The sequence below is a fragment of the Brachybacterium sp. J144 genome (assembly GCF_036321705.1).
In the GTDB taxonomy this organism is placed as follows: domain Bacteria; phylum Actinomycetota; class Actinomycetes; order Actinomycetales; family Dermabacteraceae; genus Brachybacterium.
This window is the reverse complement of record NZ_JAZDCG010000005.1, coordinates 14,179-34,240: the sequence shown is the minus strand read 5'-3', so window position 1 is coordinate 34,240 and position 20,062 is coordinate 14,179. Positions and strand designations below refer to the sequence as shown.

Annotated in this window: 16 protein-coding genes; all 16 read right to left on the bottom strand. The window is 70.6% G+C overall.

From position 1 onward, the window contains the following. Window positions 1-119: 119 nt before the first annotated feature. The 16 genes from V1260_RS03185 to V1260_RS03110 all read right to left on the bottom strand — a co-directional run bounded on the left by V1260_RS03185 (window position 120) and on the right by V1260_RS03110 (window position 19,989). On the bottom strand, window positions 120-401 hold the full coding sequence (locus V1260_RS03185) for a DUF6457 domain-containing protein (RefSeq protein WP_329745351.1): 282 nt from the start codon (window positions 399-401) through the stop codon (window positions 120-122). Continuing rightward, window positions 401-1,132 carry a respiratory nitrate reductase subunit gamma gene (gene narI, locus V1260_RS03180; RefSeq protein ID WP_329745350.1) on the bottom strand — a complete coding sequence of 244 codons (732 nt, stop codon included), beginning with the start codon at window positions 1,130-1,132 and terminating at the stop codon, window positions 401-403. Before narI ends, V1260_RS03185 begins: the two co-directional genes overlap by 1 nt. After that, the gene (narJ, locus tag V1260_RS03175) at window positions 1,129-1,977 is read right to left on the bottom strand and encodes a nitrate reductase molybdenum cofactor assembly chaperone (protein WP_329745349.1); all 849 of its coding nucleotides are present in this window, start codon (window positions 1,975-1,977) and stop codon (window positions 1,129-1,131) included. Before narJ ends, narI begins: the two co-directional genes overlap by 4 nt. Beyond that, on the bottom strand, window positions 1,977-3,611 hold the full coding sequence (gene narH / locus V1260_RS03170) for a nitrate reductase subunit beta (RefSeq protein ID WP_329745348.1): 1,635 nt from the start codon (window positions 3,609-3,611) through the stop codon (window positions 1,977-1,979). Before narH ends, narJ begins: the two co-directional genes overlap by 1 nt. A 26-nt stretch (window positions 3,612-3,637) precedes the next feature. Beyond that, on the bottom strand, window positions 3,638-7,375 hold the full coding sequence (locus V1260_RS03165; RefSeq protein WP_329745347.1) for a nitrate reductase subunit alpha: 3,738 nt from the start codon (window positions 7,373-7,375) through the stop codon (window positions 3,638-3,640). A 27-nt stretch (window positions 7,376-7,402) separates the two neighbouring features. Continuing rightward, window positions 7,403-8,644, bottom strand: a complete 1,242-nt coding sequence (locus tag V1260_RS03160; protein ID WP_329745346.1) for a nitrate/nitrite transporter — start codon at window positions 8,642-8,644, stop codon at window positions 7,403-7,405. Window positions 8,645-8,868: 224 nt separating this feature from the next. Beyond that, a complete protein-coding gene (locus V1260_RS03155) occupies window positions 8,869-9,390 on the bottom strand; it encodes a glycine cleavage system protein R (RefSeq protein ID WP_329745345.1) in 522 nt (173 codons plus the stop codon). A gap of 25 nt (window positions 9,391-9,415) precedes the next feature. After that, window positions 9,416-11,047 carry a citramalate synthase gene (gene cimA / locus V1260_RS03150; RefSeq protein WP_329745344.1) on the bottom strand — a complete coding sequence of 544 codons (1,632 nt, stop codon included), beginning with the start codon at window positions 11,045-11,047 and terminating at the stop codon, window positions 9,416-9,418. A 1-nt stretch (window position 11,048) separates the two neighbouring features. Further along, the gene (locus V1260_RS03145; RefSeq protein ID WP_329745343.1) at window positions 11,049-12,140 is read right to left on the bottom strand and encodes a branched-chain amino acid aminotransferase; all 1,092 of its coding nucleotides are present in this window, start codon (window positions 12,138-12,140) and stop codon (window positions 11,049-11,051) included. A gap of 54 nt (window positions 12,141-12,194) precedes the next feature. Further along, window positions 12,195-13,265, bottom strand: a complete 1,071-nt coding sequence (locus V1260_RS03140) for a 3-isopropylmalate dehydrogenase (protein WP_329745342.1) — start codon at window positions 13,263-13,265, stop codon at window positions 12,195-12,197. 41 nt (window positions 13,266-13,306) lie between these two features. Continuing rightward, window positions 13,307-14,914: a phosphoglycerate dehydrogenase gene (serA, locus tag V1260_RS03135; protein WP_329745341.1), complete on the bottom strand. Its 1,608-nt coding sequence runs from the start codon at window positions 14,912-14,914 to the stop codon at window positions 13,307-13,309. A gap of 151 nt (window positions 14,915-15,065) precedes the next feature. Further along, window positions 15,066-16,187: a hypothetical protein gene (locus V1260_RS03130; protein ID WP_329745340.1), complete on the bottom strand. Its 1,122-nt coding sequence runs from the start codon at window positions 16,185-16,187 to the stop codon at window positions 15,066-15,068. Between the two features lie 39 nt (window positions 16,188-16,226). Next, a complete protein-coding gene (locus V1260_RS03125) occupies window positions 16,227-16,385 on the bottom strand; it encodes a hypothetical protein (RefSeq protein ID WP_329745339.1) in 159 nt (52 codons plus the stop codon). A 108-nt stretch (window positions 16,386-16,493) separates the two neighbouring features. After that, complete coding sequence (gene ilvC, locus V1260_RS03120) at window positions 16,494-17,525, bottom strand: ketol-acid reductoisomerase (protein ID WP_329745338.1); 1,032 nt, start codon at window positions 17,523-17,525, stop codon at window positions 16,494-16,496. A 143-nt stretch (window positions 17,526-17,668) separates the two neighbouring features. Beyond that, the gene (gene ilvN / locus V1260_RS03115; protein ID WP_329745481.1) at window positions 17,669-18,184 is read right to left on the bottom strand and encodes an acetolactate synthase small subunit; all 516 of its coding nucleotides are present in this window, start codon (window positions 18,182-18,184) and stop codon (window positions 17,669-17,671) included. A 41-nt stretch (window positions 18,185-18,225) separates the two neighbouring features. Next, window positions 18,226-19,989, bottom strand: coding sequence for an acetolactate synthase large subunit (locus tag V1260_RS03110; protein ID WP_329745337.1), 1,764 nt, complete (start codon window positions 19,987-19,989; stop codon window positions 18,226-18,228). Between the last annotated feature and the right edge of the window lie 73 nt (window positions 19,990-20,062).

Here is a 20,062-nt window from a genome sequence, read left to right as displayed (position 1 = left end):
TCACGGGACGGCGGGTGAGCCCTCAGCGTGGGAGCGCCCGCGCCCCCGGACCAGTCCCCCGGTCGCCGGCAAGACCACCGATCACGATTCGGTCACGAAGCCCTCGACAGCTCGTCGGCTCAGGACACCGTGGTCGCCGCCCGGGCGTGGGTGAGCTCCTCGACCGCTGCACAGGCTTCCTCGAGGCCGGCACCCCGGGCGACCGCCGCCCCGACGAGGAACGCGGCGATCGGTGCCATCGAACGCTGCACGCCCTCGGCGACCACGCCCGTCATCCGGTGCACCCGGTCCACGTCGAGGTCCACGCCGCCGACCTCGAGCAGTGCGGAGGTCTCCCGCAGCCAGGGCAGCAGCTCGGTCTCCCAGTCGCACTGCCGGGTCACGGGGGTTCTCGCCGCCATCAGAAGTCCACCTTCTCCCACCCGCGGCGCTCGGACTCCCGTCGCGGGTCCTTGCTGCGGTAGACGATGTACGGCCGGTTCAGGTACCCCACCGGGGCGGCGAAGACGTGCACCAGGCGAGTGAAGGGCCACACCGCGAAGAGCAGCAGCGCGGAGAGGATGTGCAGTTGGAAGAAGATCGGAGCCTCTCCCATCAGCGACGGATCGGGCCGGAAGGTCCAGAAGTCCCGGAACCAGATCGAGACGCCCTCTCGGTAGTCGTAGGCGCCGAAGGTGGTGTGCACCAGCGTGGCGAGCACCCCGCAGAGGATGGTGGAGGTCAGCAGCAGGTACATGATCTTGTCCCCCACTGTGGTCGCGCCGAACACGCGGGTGTTCGTGCGCCGGCGATACAGCAGGATCAGCAGCCCGCCCACGCAGGCGACCGCCGCGGCGAGTCCGATGGTGACCGCCATGAGGTGGTAGAGGTGGTCGGAGATGCCGAGGAAGCGGGTCCAGGACTTGGGGATCCCGAGCCCCACCACGTGGCCGAAGAAGATCCCGATGATGCCGAAGTGGAACATCGGCGAGCCGATCGAGAGCAGTTTGGACTCGTAGATCTGGCTCGAGCGCGTGGTCCAGCCGAAGCGGTCGGCGCGGAAGCGCCACACGTGCCCGAGCACGAAGACCACCAGCACCATGTAGGGCAGCACCACCCACAGCAGCAGGTCCAGGGTCGAGGTGTCGGTCATGACGGTCGTCCTCTCAGGAGGTCCACGGGAACCGGGCCGGGGGCGGTGGCCCGGGAGTCGCAGCCGTTCGCGGCGAAGGTCTGTCCGCCCAGCGCCGCGGCGTCGGCGTCGAGCCCGTAACCGTCCAGGCCTACGGTCTCCTCCTCCGGCCCCTCCTCCGCCAGGCGCAGCACCGCGGCGCGGTCCTCAGCATCCAGGGGCGGGAGCGTCGCGCACAGCGCCACCAGCGCCCCGTGCCATGGAGAGGCGATGTCCTCGAGGTGCAGCCGCAGCAGCTCCACCCCGGGACGGTTCGAGCGCAGGATCTTCGCGCCCCGCTCCGCGTCGTGCCCAGCGCCGAACTCGAGGACGAGCGGCAGGTGGTCAGGTAGCTCCCGGTCATCGATCTCCACCCCGACGGCCCGGAAGTCCTGCTTGATGCGCAGCAGCGCCATGCCGCGGCGGCGGGTGTCGCCGTGGCTGAAGTAGGTCAGGTGCAGGCAACCTCGACGCCGGGTGTCGAAGGTGTCCACGTACTGCTCCTGGACGGCGACGGCATCCCTCACCGTCAGGGCGCGCAGAGTGAGCTCGAGCGGCTCCCGGACGCGGTCTGGGAGATCCTGGACCAGCGTGCGGAGGTCGCCGAACCGGGAGCGGACGTCCTGGTCGGGATAACTCAGCAGCCAAGAGACCGCGAGCCAGGTGATGCGCAGCTCCTCGGTGGACAGACCCGCGGCATGCAGCAGGTCCTGCGGCGAGCGACCGCGGGTCGGGGGCGGGGTCACGGTGGCGGTGCCGGTCCCGCCGCCGCCTGGGGAGCCGTTGTCGGCCGTGCGCCGGCCGAGCAGGCGGGCGAGCGCACCCATCAGGCACCCCCTGCGGCGGGGCTCGGGAAGAGCCCGTCGGGCCGGCCGCGTCCGTCCCAGTTCAGCAGGTTGATCCGGACGCCCTCAGGTCGCTCGGGACCGTTCTGCTGGCGCTTGGTGGCGTAGCCGGGGCCGGACAGCCCCATCGTCTCCTCCGGCGGGGACATCCCCATGCCGGGGCCGCCCGGAGCGTTCAGCGGGCAGTCGGTGCCGGTGGACTCGAGGTCGTGGGCGGACTCGTGGTGGCCGACGGGGATGACGTAGCGGTCCTCGTACTTCGCGATGGCGAGCAGGCGGTACATCTCCTGCATGCTCTCGCCGTCCATCCCCACGGCGTTCGCGATGCCCTCCTTCGGCTCCCTGTCGAGGTTGATGTCGCGCATGTAGGAGCGCATCGCCGCCATGCGGTACAGCACCCGCTCCACCGTGGGGACGTCCCCGGCGGTGAAGAGGTTCGCGAGGTACTCCACCGGGATGCGCAGCGCGTCGATCGCGGCGAAGAGGTTCTCCGCGTCCTCCGCGTCGTAGCCGGTGTCCCGCACCACGTCAACCACCGGCGACAGCGGCGGGATGTACCAGACCATCGGCATGGTGCGGTACTCGGGGTGCAGCGGGAGCGCGACCTCGTAGTCCTTGATGAGCCGATAGGTCGGCGACTTCTGGGCGGCGAGGATCCAGTCGTGTGGGATCCCGGAGGCCTTCGCGCCCGCGATCACCTCGGGGTCGCTCGGATCCAGGATCAGGTCGCGCTGGGCGCGGTAGAGGTCCTTCTCGTCCCGGGTCGAGGCGGCCTCGGTGACGCGGTCGGCGTCGTAGAGGACGAGGCCGATGTAGCGCAAGCGTCCCACGCACGTCTCGGCGCACACCGTCGGCTCCCCCTGCTCGATGCGGGGATAGCAGAAAGTGCACTTCTCGGCCTTGCCGGTGCGGTGGTTGAAGTAGATCTTCTTGTACGGGCAGCCGGTGATGCACATGCGCCAGCCGCGGCAGCCGTCCTGGTCCACGAGCACGATGCCGTCCTCCTCGCGCTTGTAGATCGCGCCGGAGGGGCAGGAGGCCACGCAGGTGGGGTTCAGGCAGTGCTCGCAGATGCGGGGCAGGTAGAACATAAACGTCTGGTCGAACTCGAACTGCACCTTGTCCTCGATGCCCTTGAGCATCGGGTCCTTGTCCTTGTGGAGGTAGGTGCCGCCGAGGTCGTCGTCCCAGTTGCCGGACCACTGGATCTGGGTGCGCTCCCCCGTGATGAGGGACTTCGGGGGCGCGGTGGGGATGGCCGACTGCTGCGCGGGGGCGTTGAGGAGGTTGTCGTACTCGTAGGTCCAGGGCTCGTAGTAGTCCTCGATGCCGGGCAGCTTCGGGTTCGAGAACAGCTGCAGCAGCTTGGAGAGGCGCCCGCCGGCTTTGGGCTTCAGCCGGCCGTTCGCGCCGAGCTCCCAGCCGCCCTTCCACGTCGCCTGGTCCTCGTACCCGCGCGGATAGCCCTGCCCGGGACGGGTCTCGACGTTGTTGAACCAGATGTACTCCGTGCCGGAGCGGTTGGTCCAGGCCTGCTTGCAGGTGACCGAGCAGGTGTGGCAGCCGATGCACTTGTCGAGGTTCATCACCATCGACATCTGGGCCATGACTCTCATGTCGTCTCTCCTTGTGCTCTCGGAGCTCAGTACTCGACGGGGGCGGTGCGCCGGCGGATCATCGTGACCTCGTCGCGCTGGTTCCCCGTGGGGCCGTAGTAGTTGAAGGCGTACGACAGCTGGCCGTATCCGCCGATGAGGTGGGAGGGCTTGAGCATGATCCGGGTCAGGGAGTTGTGGATGCCGCCGCGCATGCCGTCCCGCTCGGTCAGCGGCACGTTCACGGTGCGGTCCTGGGCGTGGTGCATGAAGGCGGTGCCCTTCGGCATGCGGTGCGAGACCACCGCCCGGGCGGCGACCACACCGTTGCGGTTGGTGGCCTCGATCCAGTCGTTGTCGGTGATTCCGACGGCCTCCGCGTCCTCGACGCTCATCCAGATCGTCTGGCCGCCGCGGGAGAGGTTCATCATGAAGAAGTTCTCCATGTACATCGAATGGATCGCCCACTTGTTGTGCGGGGTCAGGTAGCGCACCGAGATCGATGTCCCGGCCTCGTCCGTGGTGCCCAGCGCGCGCTCGCCGAACAAGGCGGTCATGTCGAGCGGAGGCCGGAAGACCGGCAGCGCCTCGCCCATCTCGAGCATCCAGTCGTGGTCGAGGTAGAAGTGCTGGCGGCCGGTGAGGGTGTGCCAGGGCTTCTTGCGCTCGACGTTGATGGTGAAGGGGCTGTACCGGCGCCCGCCGGACTCCGAGCCCGACCATTCGGGGCTCGTGATCACCGGGACCGGGGCGGCCTTGGTGTCGGCGAAATGGATCCGCTTGCCCTCGTTCTCGGCGGCGAGGTCGTGCAGGGCCATGCCGGTGCGCTTCTCGAGGGTCTTGAAGCCCTCGGTAGCCATGTGGCCGTTGGTGGTGCCGGACAAGCCCAGGATGAACTCGCAGGCCTGCAGGTCGGTCTCGAGCCTCGGCCGCCCGGCGGCGGAGCCGTGGCGGTGGACGCCGTTGAGGCGGCCGAGCTCGGCGACGTAGTCCTTCACGTCGTAGGTGATGCCCTTGGTGGTCATCCCGAGCGTCTCCAGCAGCGGGCCGATCGAGGTGAACTTCGCGTGGATCTGCGTGTAGTCCCGCTCGACCTCGACGAGGGTGGGCATCGTCAGGCCCGGGATCGGCTCGCACTCCCCCTTCTTCCAGTCGCGCACGCGCCCGTGCGGGGTCGCCAGCTCGCCGGGGGTGTCGTGCTGGAGCGGGAAGGCCACGACGTCGGTGCGGGTGCCGAGATGGGTCTCGGCGAGCTCGCTGAAGCGCCGCGCGATCCCGGCCCAGGTCTCCCAGTCGGTGCGCGACTCCCAAGGGTTGGAGATCGCCGGGTTGAAGGAGTGCACGAAGGGATGCATGTCCGTCGTGGACAGGTCGTGCTTCTCGTACCAGGTCGCCGCCGGCAGCACGACGTCCGAGTGGAGGGTGTGGCTCGTCATGCGGAAGTCGAGGGTGAGCATTAGATCGACCTTGCCGATCGGCGCCTCGTCCCTCCAGCGCACGTCCCGGGGTCGGAGGTGCTCCGGGGTCTCCTCCTCGGTGGCGGCGGAGTCGACCCCGAGCAGGTGACGGAAGAAGTACTGATCGCCCTTGGCGGAGGAGCCCAGGGTGTTCGCCCGCCAGATCGACCAGATCTTCGGATGGTTCTGCGGGGCGTCCGGGTCTTCGGCGGCGAAGCTGATGCCGCCGCTCCGAAGCTGGTCGACGAGGTACGGGATCGTCTCCTGGCCCGCCTCGGCGGCACGGTCGGCGACGTCGAGCGACGAGATGTCGAACTGGGGGTAGAAGGGCTGCCAGCCCAGGCGCTGGGACAGGGCGACGGCATCGGCCGTGGTGGTGCCCGCAAAGCGGCCCGCGCCCGTCGTCGCAGCGAGGGTGTCGGCACCGAAGCGGTCGTAGCGCCACTGGTCCGTGTGCATGTACCAATACGTCGTCTGGGTCATCTGGCGTGGCGGCCGGGTCCAGTCCAGCGCGTTGGCGAGGTGGAGCCAGCCGGTGATCGGGCGGACCTTCTCCTGGCCGACGTAGTGGGCCCAGCCGCCGCCGTTGACGCCCTGGGTTCCGCAGAGGTTCGTGAGGGTCAGGAAGGAGCGGTAGATGGTGTCGGAGTGGAACCAGTGGTTGGTGCCGGCGCCCATGATGATCATCGACCGGCCGCCGGAGTCGATCGCGTTCTGCGCGAACTCGCGGGCGATGCGGGCGGCGGCGACGCCGGGCACGCCGGTGATGGTCTCCTGCCAGGCGGGGGTGTAGAGCGCCTCGGCGTCGTCGAGGCCCCGCGCCCACTGCCCCGGCAGGCCCTCGCGGCCCACCCCGTACTCGGCGAGCAGCAGGTCGAAGACGGTGGTGACGATCCGGCCGTCGATCTCCCGCACGGGGACGCCGCGGGCGACGTCGCCGCGGCCTCCCTGGCCGGCCGTGTCGAAGCGGGGCAGTAGCACCTCGGCGACGTCCTCGTGGTGGCCCAGCAGCGACAGTGCCGGGTCGAGATCGCCGAGCTCGAGGTTCCAGCGGCCCTCCCCGTCGGCGCTGAAGCGGTGGCCGAGGGTGCCGTTCGGGACGACGACCCCGCCGCTCGCGCGGTCGAACATCATGGGCTTGAAGTCGGCGTGCTCGGTCGCGGCCTCCGCGGTGCGGTGCTCCCCCGCCTCGCTCGCGACGAGGAACTTGCCCGGCACGAGCCTCCCGTCCTCGCGCCGCTCGAGCTGCACGAGGAAGGGCAGGTCGGTGTACTGGGTGGAGTACTCCTCGAAATAGGGCACCTGCTTCTCGACGTAGAACTCGCGCAGGATGGTGTGGCCCATCGCCATGGCGAGCGCAGCGTCGGTGCCGGGATGCGGGGCGAGCCACTCGTCGGCGAACTTGACGCTCTCGGCGTAGTCGGGGGCGACGGAGATGACCTTCTGGCCGCGGTAGCGGGCCTCGGCCATCCAGTGCGCGTCCGGGGTGCGGGTCAGGGGCACGTTCGAGCCCCACATGATCAGGTAGGCCGCGTCCCACCAGTCCCCGGACTCGGGCACGTCGGTCTGGTCGCCGAAGACCTGCGGGGAGGCGGGCGGGAGGTCCGCGTACCAGTCGTAGAAGGACAGCATCGAGCCGCCGATGAGCTGGTGGAAGCGGGCGCCGGAGGAGAAGGAGACCTGGCTCATCGCGGGGATCGGCGAGAAGCCGGTGGCGCGGTCGGGGCCGAACTCCTTGACGGTGTGGACGTAGGCGGCGGCGACGAGCTCCTCCGCCTCCTCCCAGCTCGCCCGCACGAGGCCGCCTCTGCCGCGGACGCGCTTGTAGCGCCTCGCCTTCTCGGGGTCGGAGACGATCGCCTTCCACGCCTCGACCGGGTCGTTCCCCGGGGCCTTCACCTTCTCCTCCCGGAACATGCGCAGCAGCTCGGAGCGGATGTAGGGATAGCGCACCCGGGTGGGCGAGTAGGTGTACCAGGAGAAGGAGGCGCCTCGGGGGCAGCCGCGCGGCTCGTACTCGGGCCGGTCGGGGCCCGCGGAAGGGTAGTCGGTTTCCTGCGATTCCCAGGTGATCACCCCGTCCCTGACGTACACCTTCCAGGAGCAGGAGCCGGTGCAGTTGACGCCGTGGGTGGAGCGGACCACCTTGTCGTGGCTCCATCGCTCGCGGTAGAAGGAGTCGCCGCCGCGGCCGCCCACGCGATGGGTCTCGCGGTTGTCCTCGCTGATCCGCTCGGACCGGCTGAACATGCGCCGGGCGCCGATCAGCGCGTCGAACAGCGGCGAGTCCATCCCTCCGCCGGGATTGGTGCGGTCTTGGATGCTCATGGGTGCTCCTCCCGGGAGGGGACGGGGTCAGGTGGCGGGGGCGTCGGAGGGAGCGGCGGAGCGGGCGCCGCGCGCGACGAAGAGGGTGACGACGATCGCTCCGAGCGTGGCGAGCAGCAGCAGGACGATGCCGAGGGAGTAGCTGCCGCTGCCGGCGTGGATCGCGGCCATCACCAGCGGCGGGACGAATCCGCCCAGGCCGCCCGCGGCGCCGACGAAGCCGGTCACGGAGCCGACCACGGAGGGCTCGGAGGTCTGCGCGACCAGGGCGAAGACGGCGCCGGAGCCGAGTCCGAGGCCGGCGGCCATGACGATGAAGGCGATCGTGCCCAGCGGCATCAGCGCGGGCTGGAAGGCCAGAAGCAGCGCGGCGAGAGCGACAGCGGTGTAGGAGATCAGCAGGGTGCGCACCGCGCCGAGGCGGTCCGAGAGGGTCCCGCCGAGCGGGCGCATGATCACGGCGACGATGACGAATCCGGCCATCCGGAAGGAGGCGTCGGCGGTCTCCAGCCCGTACCAGTTCTTCAGCATCGTGGGCAGGAAGACGGAGAAGGCGACGTAGCCGCCGAAGGACAAGGCGTAGAGATAGCAAGCCTGCCAGGTCACCGTCAGCTTCATCACCGCGAGGGATTGGGCGATGATGCTCCGCTTCGACGGCGTCCAGGTGGGGGCGTCGTGCATGAACAGCCAGCCGACCACGGCGTAGGCCACGAGCGCGATCGCGGTGAGCACGAAGGGGGCGACGTCCCCGATGGCATCGACCAGCGGCACGGTGGTGAAGGCGCTGATCGCGGTGCCGCCCACGCCCACGCCGTAGAGGCCGGTGGCCATGCCGCGCTTCGCAGGCGGGAACCAGGAGTTCACGTAGGGCACGCCGATGGCGAAGGTGGTGCCGGCGATGCCGAGGAAGAATCCGCCGAGTAGCAGCGTGGAATACGAGTACTGGCCGATCAGGCCGATGAACAGCACCGGGATCACGGTGAGCAGGGAGACCAGCGGGAACATCAGGTGCCCGCCGAAGCGGTCCGAGAGCGCGCCCATGAGGATCCGGCCCAGCGAGCCCACCAGGACCGGCAGCGCGACGATCAGCGAGGCATCCTGGGCGAGGCCCTGCTCGACGTAGACGGGGCCGAGCGGGCTCAGCAGCGCCCATGCCCAGAAGTTCACTCCGAAGCCCAGGGTGACCAGCAGAAGGGCTCGCCAGGCCCCGGGCGGGACGGTCGACGGGGAGGTGGTCGAGGTGACGGCGGAGGGTGGGGACCCGGACATCGAGGCGCTCCTCGGGCGAGTGCGGACGCGCGGGCCGACCTGTTCTCGACGACGCACCACAGGGGGACTGTGCGCCTCCAGCATTCTCGGCCCGTACGGCCACCATAGGGGACTTCCGTCCCGATGGAGCCCCTTCTCGAGGAATTCTTCTGTCACTCGTCGGAAAGCAGCGAATTATGCGATCCGGAGATCACCTAATTCGTCCTCCTCGCGCTCTCGACGCCTCATTCCGGGGCGTCGAGCTCCAGGTCGACCATGAGCTCGGCGGCGATCTGCTCGAGGGCCTCCCGCACCGCCGCATCCGAACCGCCCGCGGGCAGGCGCACTTCGGCCTCGGCCTCGAAGAGCACACCGCCGCCCTCGGGGGCGTCCCGGGTCCAGCTGCGCAGACCGTCGATGGTGGCGCCCTGCGCGGAGAGCGCCGAGGTCACCTCGCGCACCATGCCGGTGCGGTCCTGGCCGAGCAGGTGCAGACGGAAGGACTCCCCGCCCTGCGCCGCCGCGCCGGTCCCGCTCGCGGCCTCGACCTGCAGACCCACCTCTCCCGCGAGGGCGGGGAGGGCGTCCAGGAACGCCTCGGTCCGCTCGGCCGGGACCTCGACCTGCACGATCCCGGCGAAGTGACCGGCGAGCAGGGCGAGCTGGCTGTCGACCCAGCTGCCTCCGTGCTCGTCGACGACGGAGGCGAGGGCGGAGACGAGGCCGGGGCGGTCCTCGCCGATGGCGGTCAGCACGAAAGTGGTCATGGTCACAGGGTAGTGGCTCGAGGGCTCAGACGCCCGACTTGTACAGGCCGTAGGTGTAGGCGTCGAAGACGGCCTCCCACGAGGCCTCGATGACGTTCGGGCCGACGCCCACGGTCTGGAACTCGAGACCGCGCCCGGAGGTCCGCACGAGCACCCGGGTGGTCGCATCGGTGCCGTGCTGCGCGTCGAGGATGCGCACCTTGAAGTCCTGCAGCTCGAAGTCGTCGATCTCGGGGTAGCGCTCGCGGAGGGCGGAGCGCAGGGCGAGGTCCAGGGCGTTGACCGGGCCGTTGCCCTCGGCGATCGCGACCCGCCGCTCCGCGTCCTCGCCCGTCCCGGCGAGCAGGCGCACCGTCGCCTCGGACTCGAGGGTGCCGTCGCGCAGCTGCTGGGAGGTGGCGCGCCACGACTCGACGGTCGCGTAGGACGGCACCTGACCGAGCTGGTCCAGGACGAGGAGCTCGAAGGAGGCGTCGGCCGCCTCGTAGGAGTAGCCCTCCGCCTCGCGCTGCTTGACGGTCGCCGCGAGCCGCGAGAGCAGCTCCGGATCCCCCGCGAGGTCGAAGCCGAGCTCGCGGCCCTTGAGCTCGATGGAGGCGCGGCCGGCCATGTCCGAGATGATCATGCGCATGTCGTTGCCGATCTCGCGCGGATCCATGTGCTGGTAGAGATCCGGGTCCACTCGGATCGCGCTCGCGTGCAGGCCGGCCTTGTGCGCGAAGGCGCTCGCCCCCACGTAGGGCGCGCGGGAGGTGACCGGCATGTTCACGATCTCCCCGATCGCGTGGGCGATGCGCGTCGTCTCGGCGAGGGTCTCCGCGGGGAGGAGCTCGAGGCCCATCTTCAGCTGGAGGTCGGCGAGGAGCGTGACGAGGTCCGCGTTGCCGGTGCGCTCCCCGTAGCCGTTGACGCATCCCTGCACGTGGGTGATGCCCGCGCGCACGGCGGTGAGGGCGTTCGCGACGGCGCAGCCGGAGTCGTTGTGGGTGTGGGCACCGAGGCGCGCGTCGGCGAGCCCGGCGGCGTCGAGTCGGCCGCGGAGGTCCTCGACGATCTCGGTCACCTGGTGCGGGAGCATCCCGCCGTTGGTGTCGCACAGGACGACCGCCGCCGCACCGGCCTCGTAGGCGGCGATCACCACGGAGACGGTGTAGTCGGCATCGTGCAGGTAGCCGTCGAAGAAGTGCTCGGCGTCGACGAACACCTCGCGGTCCAGTCCCCGCAGGTGCTCGACGGTGTCCCGCACCATCGCCAGGTTCTCCTCGGCCGTGGTGCGCAGGGCGTCGAGGACATGGCGCAGATCCGATTTGGCCACGAGCGTGATAGTCGGGGCTCCCGAGTCCACGAGCGCCGCGACCTGCGGGTCCTCCGTCACGATGACGCCGGCCTTGCGGGTCGCGCCGAAGGCGGCGAGACGGGCGGTGCGCAGCTCGAGCTCGGTCGCCGCCCGGGCGAAGAACTCGGTGTCGCGCGGGACCGCGCCCGGCCAGCCGCCCTCGATGTAGGTCACGCCCAGCTCGTCGAGCAGGCGCGCGACGGCGAGCTTGTCCGCGACGGAGAGCGTCAGGCCCTCCTGCTGGGAGCCGTCGCGCAGAGTCGTGTCGTAGAGGTGGAAGCCGTCCACGGCGCTAGGTGTGGGGCGGGCGGTGCTCGTCATCTCACACCAGCCGGGTGAGCCAGCCGTGACGGTCGGGCACCCGGCCGTACTGGATGTCCGTGAGCTCCTGGCGCAGGGCGAGGGTGGTCGCGCCGGAGCCGCCGTCGCCGACGGGCTGCGCGCCGCCCGGATGGCGGAACTCCCCGATCGGCGTGATCACGGCGGCCGTGCCGCAGGCGAACATCTCGGTGATCTCGCCGCTCGCGAGCTGCGCGAGCACGTCGTCCATCACCAGGCGCTGCTCGACGGGCTCGAGACCGCGATCCGCCGCGAGGGTGAGGATGGAGGAGCGGGTGACGCCCTCGAGGATCGAGCCGCTGAGTGACGGCGTGAGGATCCGGCCGTCGACCGTGATCGCGAAGACGTTCATGCCCGAGAGCTCGTCGATCGAGGTGTGCGTCTCGGAGTCGAGGAAGAGCACCTCGTCGGCCCCGTGCTCGGCCGCCTGCGCCTTGCCCAGGAGGGAGGACGCGTAGTTGCCGCCGCACTTCGCGGCGCCGGTGCCCCCGGCCCCGGCGCGGGCGAACTCGTCGGTGATCCACACGACGAGAGGCTGCACCCCCCGCGGGAAGTAGGCGCCCGCCGGGCAGGCGATGACGTAATAGTCGACCACGTGGGAGGCCCGGACCCCGAGGAACTCCTCGTTGGCGATCATGAACGGACGCAGATACAGCGACTGCTCGCCGGTCGGCTCCGGCACCCACGGCTCGTCGGCCGCGACCTGCGCGCGCAGCGAGGCGAGGAAGTCCTCGACCGGCAGCTCGGGCAGCGCGAGGCGACGGGCGGAGGCCGCGAGCCGCTCGGCGTTGCGCTCGGGACGGAAGGTCCACACCGAGCCGTCGGCGTGGCGGAACGCCTTGAGGCCTTCGAAGATCTCCTGGCCGTAGTGCAGCACGGCCGAGGCCGGGGAGAGCTGGAGCGGTCCGAACGGGATGACCTCTCCCCCGGCCCAGCCGCCCTCGACGGTCCACCGGGCATGGGTCATGAAGTCGGTGAAGTGCTGGCCGAAGCCGGGGGCGGCGAGGATGCGGGCGCGCTCGTCGTCGCCGATGCGACGGGTGGTGTCGGACTGGGGGTAGGCGAGCGCGCTCACGGGTGGGTCCTCCTCGAGGATCGGGCGGGTGGGGTCAGTGTGGCAGGTGCGGGCTCAGCGCCCGGAGATCGCGGCGACGAGCGCGTCGCCGATCGCGACCGTCCCGCGGGTGGAGAGCGAGGGGTCCTCGGCCCGGGCGGCGAGGTCGTTCTCGACCGCGGCGCGCACGGCGGCGGCCGGCTCGACGTGCCCCAGGTGGTCGAGCATCAGCGCGACCGAGAGCACCGTGGCGGTGGGATCGGCCTTGTCCTGGCCGGCGATGTCCGGTGCCGAGCCGTGCACGGGCTCGAACATCGACGGGAAGGCCCCGGTGGGGTTCACGTTGCCGCTCGCCGCGAGACCGATGCCGCCCCCGATGGCGCCCGCGAGATCGGTCACGATGTCGCCGAAGAGGTTGTCGGTGACGATCACGTCGAAGCGCGAGGGGTCCTGCACGAGATAGATCATCATCGCGTCGACATGGGCGTAGTCGACGGCGACCGCGGGGTACTCGGCCCCGACCTGCTCGACGATCCGCCGCCACAGGTGCCCGGCGTGCACCAGCACGTTGTGCTTGTGCACCAGGGTGAGCTTCCCCCGGCGGGCCGCGGCCTGCTCGAAGGCGTAGCGGACCACCCGCTCGACGCCGACGGCGGTGTTGAGGGACACCTCGGTGGCGACCTCCAGCTCGGTGCCGGTGCGCATCGAGCCGCCGTTGCCGACGTACGGGCCCTCGGTGCCCTCGCGCACCACCAGGAAGTCGATCTCGCCGGGCTCGGCGAGCGGCGTCGCCACGCCCGGGAAGAGCCGGGTGGGACGCAGGTTCACGTAGTGGTCGAAGCCGAAGCGGAGCTTCAGCAGCAGGCCGCGCTCGAGGACGCCCGAGGGGACCCCAGGATCGCCGACCGCGCCGAGCAGGATCGCGTCGTGCTCGGCGAGGCGGGCCATGTCCTCGTCGGTGAGCGTCTCGCCGGTGCGGTGCCAGCGGCCGGCCCCGAGGTCGAAGTCGGTGGTCTCGACCGTGACGCCGGCCGGCTCCAGGGCCGCCCGGAGGGCTCGCAGGCCCTGCGGGACGACCTCCTGACCGATGCCGTCTCCCTCGATGACGGCGAGGCGCAGGGTGGTGGACGCGGAGGTCGTGCTCATGGTGGTGCTCCTTCGGGGACGCTCGGGCGCGAGGGTCGGGGTCAGTAGACGAGGTCGACGGCGTGGATCGAGTGGGCACCGATGTCCTCGCCGATGCGCTCGGCGAGCTCGCGGTCCACGGAGGAGTCCAGGTCGAGGACCACGAGGGCTTCGGCGCCGGGGCCCTTGCCCGCGCGGGAGACCTGCATGCCGGCGATGTTCACGCCCGCCTCGCCCAGTCGGGCGCCGTACTGGCCGATCAGGCCCGGTCCGTCCTCGTAGCGGATCAGCAGCAGGTGGTCGCTCAGGGGGACCTCGAGCGCGTGGCCGCCCACCTCGACGAGCTTGTGGGCCTGCTCGACGCCGCTGAGGGTGCCGGAGACGGAGACGACCTCGCCGCTGCGGAGCGTGCCGCGCAGCGAGATCACGTTGCGGAACCGCTCGGAGGCCTCCTCGGTCTGCAGCTGCACGGTGATGCCGCGCTCCTCGGCCATGACGGGGGCGTTGACGTAGCTGACCTGGTCGGTGACCACGCCGCGGAACAGTCCGCGGAGGGCGGAGAGCTTGAGCGCGGTGACGTCGTGGGTGGCGATCTCGCCGCGCACGACGATCTCGAGCAGCTCGGGCGACTCGGCCGCGAGCGCGGTGAAGAGCTGGCCGAGGCGGTCGGCGAGCGCCACGCCCGGGCGGACCAGGTCGTCGATCGCACCGCCGGCGACGTTCACGGCGTCGGGGACGAGCTCGCCCGCGAGAGCGAGGCGCACGGACTTGGCGACGGCCACGCCGGCCTTCTCCTGCGCCTCGGCCGTCGAGGCGCCGAGGTGCGGGGTGAGGGTGACGTTGTCAAGCTCGAGCAGGCGCGCTGCGGTCTCGCTCGTGGCGGGCGGCTCGGAGGTGTAGACGTCCAGGCCGGCACCGGCGATCTGCCCGGTGGTCAGCGCCGTGTACAGCGCCTCCTCGTCGATCAGCCCGCCGCGGGCGGCGTTGACGATGTGCAGGGTGGGCTTGGCGAGCGCGAACTGCTCGGCGCCGATCAGCCCTGTGGTCTCCGGGGTCTTGGGCATGTGCACGGTGACGATGTCGGAGGCGCGCATGAGCTCGTCGAGCTCGACCACGCGCGCCCCGAGCTCGGCGGCCCGGGTGTGGTTCACGTAGGGGTCGTAGGCGAGCAGCTCGACGCCGAAACCGGCCAGGCGCTCGGCCACGAGCTGGCCGATGCGGCCGAAGCCGACGACGCCGACCGTCTTGCCGAGCAGCTCGACGCCCGTGAGCTGCTTCCGCTCCCACTTGCCGGCCTTCACCGAGGCATCGGCGCGGGCCAGGTGGCGCAGCGAGGAGAGGATCAGGGTCACGGCGAGCTCCGCCGCCGAGACGATGTTCGAGGTGGGAGCGTTGATGACCATCGCCCCGGCGGTCGTGGCGGAGGCGACGTCGACGTTGTCCAGGCCCACTCCGGCGCGGGCGACGACCTTGAGCCGTCCCGCGGCGGCGAAGACCTCCGCGTCGACCTGGGTCGCGGAGCGGACCAGCAGGGCATCGGCCTCGGCCACGGCGGCGAGCAGCGCCGGGCGGTCGGTGCCGTCCACGCTGCGCACCTCGACGTCGGGGCCGAGGACCTCGACGGTGGCGGGCGACAGTTCCTCAGCGATGAGCACGACAGGACGCGTCACGGAATCTCCTCCGGTGCGGATGGTGGTCGTCGCACTCATCCTCGGGGGCGACGGGTTTCAGGGCCTTCGGGACCAGAGTAGTCGCGTGTCCGCCATGCGGGAACGGCGGTCACGATGCGAGACCTGGATGCCGCGTCGCCCTCCGAGGCAATCAGCCGAGGCGCAGCCCCGCCAGCAGCTGATGGGCGAACAGAGCACTCTCATCGTCGGCGAGGTCATGGAGGCGGACCGAGAACTGCTCATCCCCGCGATGAACCGTGACGCCGACGGAGAAGCGGCCGCCCGGGCCCCTGCCGTGCTCGATCGCGGCGAGCTCCGCCCCGGGGATCTGGGCACGAGCGACGTTCCGCGTGGCGGCGAGGGGGTACGGGGAGGGGATCGGGAGCCGATGGCGGGCCATCGTGGCGCGGCGCTCGCCGGCGGAGAAGTTCAGCGCGATCTCCGAGACCTCGGGGTCGCCGAGCCCGGGCGGGAGCGCCACGCTGAGATCACGCAGGGTGTGCTCCTCCCAGTCCTCGGGGACCGCGGTGCCCGCGACGACCGGCAGGGCCGTGGGGTCCTCGAGGTGGACGCTCGGCGCCGCACCGGTCGCGAAGAGCATGAGCGCCCTGCGGCCGTCGACCGCGAGGGCCAGGCCGAAGGTCGCGGTGCACACGAGCTGCCGCTCCCCCTCGGCGGTCTCCACCGGGAGGGCACCCCGGGAGGACGCGAGGAGGAGGGGTCCGGTGAGCTCCGGCAGCTCGAGCATCTCGACCTCGGTGACGGCGTCGAGCAGGTGCATGCGGTGGCCGTCCTCGGGGTACGGGAGCGGCTCCATGCCGTACTGCTCCGGGAGTCCCTCCCCGTCGACGAGGGCTCCGGCGATCGGGTTCTCTGCGAAGAGATCGTCGAAGGCCGGGAGGAACGCCTCGTCCAGCCCGAGCGACTCGACGAGAGCAGAGGCGATCTCGCCGGAGCGGGAGTTGTCCGCCTCGAGCAGCAGCGGGGTGTCGAGCACGTGCAGGATGCTCTGGACCAGGACGCCCGTGGCGGCCCCGGCTAGGGCCTCGCTCCCGCCGAGGGCCTCCTCGGCCGCGGGGTCGATCTGCACCGGCGCGGCGGTGAACACCGGAGAGTCCTCGGCGAATCCCGGGGACCACCAGGTCCCGAAGCGATCCGTGCGCACGAGCATCCCCTGCTGGGTGCCGAACCGCTCATCCGCAGCCGCGGTGTCGAGCTCGACGAGCTGGAGGTCCACCTCGGCGGCCCAGCCCGCGAAGGTGCCGCCGGGCACGGGCGTCGGCTCCTCCCCCTCGGGGCTCGGCGGCGTGGTCTAGTCCGCCTGCTCCTCCGCATCCTGGCCCTCGGCGTCCGACGGCTCGGCGCTGGGCAGCAGCGCGCGGGCCCCGGCCGCTGTCATGACGCTCAGCGCCCCCAGGCCCGCCATCGCGGTCCGTCGCGTCGTCGGCCGTGCGATCGACCTGATGCTCATCCTCTGATCCCCCTGATATCTCGGACAGCTGTCCACGACATCATTCATGAGAAACGGCGGCGAGCGCACCCTGGGGTGCGCCCGCCGCCGTCGGGCGACCGGGTGGGATCAGCGCGCGGCGCTGCCCTCGGTGTAGTCGTCATCCAGGCCCGAGGTGGACCAGGAGAACATCTTGCGCAGGTCCCGGCCGACCTTCTCGATCTCGTGCTCGGCCTCCTTGGCGCGCAGCTCCTGGAACTCCTTCGCACCGTTGTCCTGGTCCTCGATGAACCGCTTCGCGAAGGCGCCGGACTGGATGTCGGCGAGGATCGCCTTCATGTCGGCCTTGGTCTGGTCGGTGACGACGCGGGGACCGGAGACGTAGTCGCCGAACTCGGCGGTGTCGGAGATCGACCAGCGCTGCTTGGCGATGCCGCCCTCCCACATCAGGTCGACGATCAGCTTGAGCTCGTGGAGGACCTCGAAGTAGGCGATCTCCGGCTGGTACCCCGCCTCGGAGAGGGTCTCGAAACCGGCCTGGACCAGGTGGCTCATGCCGCCGCAGAGCACGGCCTGCTCGCCGAAGAGATCGGTCTCGGTCTCCTCGGTGAAGGTGGTCTTGATGACGCCGGCGCGGGTGCCGCCGATACCCTTGGCGTAGGACAGCGCGAGGTCCCAGGCGGAGCCGGTGGCGTCCTGCTCGACGGCGACGATGTCCGGGATGCCGCGGCCGGCGACGAACTCGCGACGCACGGTGTGGCCGGGGGCCTTGGGGGCGATCAGCAGGACGTCGACGCCGGCGGGGACCTCGATGTAGCCGAAGCGGATGTTGAAGCCGTGCGCGAAGGCGAGCGCCTTGCCCTCGCTGAGGTGCGGCTGGATGGACTCGGCGAAGACCTTCCGCTGGTCCTGGTCCGGCGTGAGGATCATGATCAGGTCGGCCCACTCGGAGACCTCGGCGACGGTGCCGGTGCCCAGGCCCTCCTCCTGCGCCTTCGTGGCGGACTTCGAGCCCTCGCGGAGGCCCACGCGGACCTCGACGCCGCTGTCGCGCAGGTTCAGCGCATGGGCGTGGCCCTGCGAGCCGAAGCCGATCACCGCGACCTTCTTGCCCTGGATGATCGAGAGGTCAGCGTTGTCGTCGTAGAAGATCTCCGCCACGATGTGCTCCTTGTTCTGTGGGTCGGGGTCCGCGCCGCCCGCGATGCGGTGCAGCGGCGCCGGCGTCAGGTCGATCCTAGCGCCGGAAGTCTTGCATGATGAGAGGGTGTCTCCGGATGTGAGACCCCGCGAGCGGCTCGCGGTCAGCCGAGCAGCGCGCGGTCCGTGATCGCCCGGGCGCCGCGGCCGATGGCCACCTCACCCGACTTCACGATCTCGCGGATGCCGAACTCATCGAGCATCCCCAGCAGCGCCGAGAGCTTGTCCTGCGTTCCCGTCGCCTCGATGGTGACCGAGTCGGTCGCCGCGTCGACGACCTTCGCCCGGAACATCTGGACGATCTCGAGCACCGAGGTACGGCTCGAGGAGTCCGCGGTGACCTTGATCAGGATCAGCTCGCGTTGGACGGTCTGGCGGGGCTCGAGCTGGACGATCTTGAGCACGTTGACGAGCTTGTTGAGCTGCTTGGTGATCTGCTCGAGACGACGCTGGTCGACGTCGACCACCACGGTGATACGGGAGATCTCCGGGTGCTCGGTGGGGCCGACGGCGAGGGACGAGATGTTGTAGCCGCGGCGGGAGAACAGGGCGGCGACGCGCGTGAGCACGCCGGGCTTGTTCTCCACCAGGACGGACAGGGTCTGGCTGTGGGGGGTCATCACGTACTCCGAGGTGGACGGGGCGGAAGCGGCGTTCATGATCAGATGTCCCTCTCCCACTCGGGGCTCATGCCCTGGGCGATCTGGATCTCGTCGTTGGAGACGCCGGCCGGGACCATCGGCCACACCATCGCGTCGGCGCTCACCGTGAAGTCCACGACCACGGGGCGGTCGTTGATCTCGAGCGCCTGGCGGATGGTGTCGTCGATGTCCTCGTCGCGCTCGCAGCGCAGGCCCGCGGCGCCGTACGCGTCGGCGAGCTTCACGAAGTCGGGGATGCGGCGGCTGCCGTGACCGGTGTTGAGCTCGGTGTTGGAGTATCGCTGGTCGTAGAACAGGTTCTGCCACTGGCGCACCATGCCGAGGCTCGAGTTGTTGATGACCGCGACCTTGATCGGGATGTCGTTGATGACGCAGGTGGCGAGCTCCTGATTGGTCATCTGGAAGCAGCCGTCGCCGTCGATCGACCAGACCACGCGGTCCGGCTGGCCGACCTTGGCGCCCATGGCGGCGGGCACCGAGTAGCCCATGGTCCCGAGGCCGCCCGAGTTGATCCAGGTGAGCGGGTTCTCGTACTGGACGAACTGCGCGGACCACATCTGGTGCTGTCCGACGCCGGCGACCATGATCGCCTCGGGTCCGGAGAGCGCGCCGAGGCGGGAGATGACCTTCTGCGGGGCGGTCAGGCCGTCGTCGGTCTCAGTCCAACCCAGCGGGTAGTTGTCGCGCAGGAGGTCCAGCGCGCTCCACCAGGCGTCGTAGTCGCGGGGGTCGCTCTCCGCCGCATCCAGCCGGCTGCGCAGCTCGGCGGTGAGGGCCCGGGCGACATCGGCGGCCTGGCCCACGATCGGCACGTCGGTCTCGATGTTCTTGGAGATCTCCGCGGGGTCGATGTCGGCGTGGACGATCGCCGCGTTCGGGGCGAAGGAGTCCAGGCGACCGGTCACGCGGTCATCGAAGCGGGCACCGATGTTCACGATCAGGTCCGCCCGCTGCAGGGCCGAGACCGCCGCGACGGTCCCGTGCATGCCGGGCATGCCGAGGTGGCTGGGGTGCGAGTCCGGGAGGGCGCCGCGGGCCATGAGGGTGGTGACGAAGGGGGCACCAGAGACGTCCACCAGTTCGCCGACCTCCTCCCAGGCGCGGCCGCGCAGCACGCCGCCGCCGAGCAGGAAGACGGGACGCTTGGCCTCGAGCAGGAGGGTCGCCGCCTCGCGTATCTGCTTGCTGTGCGGGCGCGACTCGGGGCGGTAGCCGGGCAGGTCGAGCGTCTCGGGCCAGACGAACTCGGTCATCGCCTGCTGCGCGTCCTTGGTGACGTCCACCAGCACGGCGCCGGGCCGGCCGGTCGAGGCGATGTGGAAGGCCTGCTTGATGACCTTGGGAATCTCGTCGGCGTCGGAGACCAGGAAGTTGTGCTTGGTCACGGGCATGGTCATGCCCACGATGTCGGCCTCCTGGAAGGCGTCGGTCCCGATGAAGGACGAGCCGACCTGGCCGGTGATCGCGACGAGCGGGATCGAGTCCATCTGCGCGTCGGCGATCGCGGTGATCAGGTTGGTCGCCCCGGGGCCCGAGGTCGCCAGGCACACGCCGACCTTGCCGGTGGCGTGCGCGTAGCCGCTCGCCGCGTGGCCGGCGCCCTGCTCGTGGCGGACCAGCACGTGGCGCAGCTTCTTGGCGTCCATCAACGGGTCGTAGGTGGGCAGGATCGCCCCGCCGGGGAGGCCGAAGACGACCTCGGCCCCGGCATGCTCGAGGGACTCGACCAGCGCCTGGGCGCCCGTCATCTGCTGTCCGGTCATCGGAACTCCTTCGTCGTCTCGGACGGTGGTCGTGGCGGGGACTGCGGCCGTTCCCCTCCCGAGGGATCGCACC

What these genes read in the sequence shown, in the direction of transcription:
- narI (WP_329745350.1), bottom strand. Translation starts at nt 1,132, where the DNA reads ATGACCGACACCTCGACCCTGGACCTGCTGCTGTGGGTGGTGCTGCCC.
- ilvN (WP_329745481.1), bottom strand. Translation starts at nt 18,184, where the DNA reads ATGACCCCCCACAGCCAGACCCTGTCCGTCCTGGTGGAGAACAAGCCC.
- narH (WP_329745348.1), bottom strand. Translation starts at nt 3,611, where the DNA reads ATGAGAGTCATGGCCCAGATGTCGATGGTGATGAACCTCGACAAGTGC.
- V1260_RS03110 (WP_329745337.1), bottom strand. Translation starts at nt 19,989, where the DNA reads ATGACCGGACAGCAGATGACGGGCGCCCAGGCGCTGGTCGAGTCCCTC.
- V1260_RS03140 (WP_329745342.1), bottom strand. Translation starts at nt 13,265, where the DNA reads ATGAGCACGACCTCCGCGTCCACCACCCTGCGCCTCGCCGTCATCGAG.
- V1260_RS03155 (WP_329745345.1), bottom strand. Translation starts at nt 9,390, where the DNA reads ATGACCACTTTCGTGCTGACCGCCATCGGCGAGGACCGCCCCGGCCTC.
- V1260_RS03125 (WP_329745339.1), bottom strand. Translation starts at nt 16,385, where the DNA reads ATGAGCATCAGGTCGATCGCACGGCCGACGACGCGACGGACCGCGATG.
- V1260_RS03160 (WP_329745346.1), bottom strand. Translation starts at nt 8,644, where the DNA reads ATGTCCGGGTCCCCACCCTCCGCCGTCACCTCGACCACCTCCCCGTCG.
- narJ (WP_329745349.1), bottom strand. Translation starts at nt 1,977, where the DNA reads ATGGGTGCGCTCGCCCGCCTGCTCGGCCGGCGCACGGCCGACAACGGC.
- cimA (WP_329745344.1), bottom strand. Translation starts at nt 11,047, where the DNA reads ATGACGAGCACCGCCCGCCCCACACCTAGCGCCGTGGACGGCTTCCAC.
- V1260_RS03165 (WP_329745347.1), bottom strand. Translation starts at nt 7,375, where the DNA reads ATGAGCATCCAAGACCGCACCAATCCCGGCGGAGGGATGGACTCGCCG.
- V1260_RS03185 (WP_329745351.1), bottom strand. Translation starts at nt 401, where the DNA reads ATGGCGGCGAGAACCCCCGTGACCCGGCAGTGCGACTGGGAGACCGAG.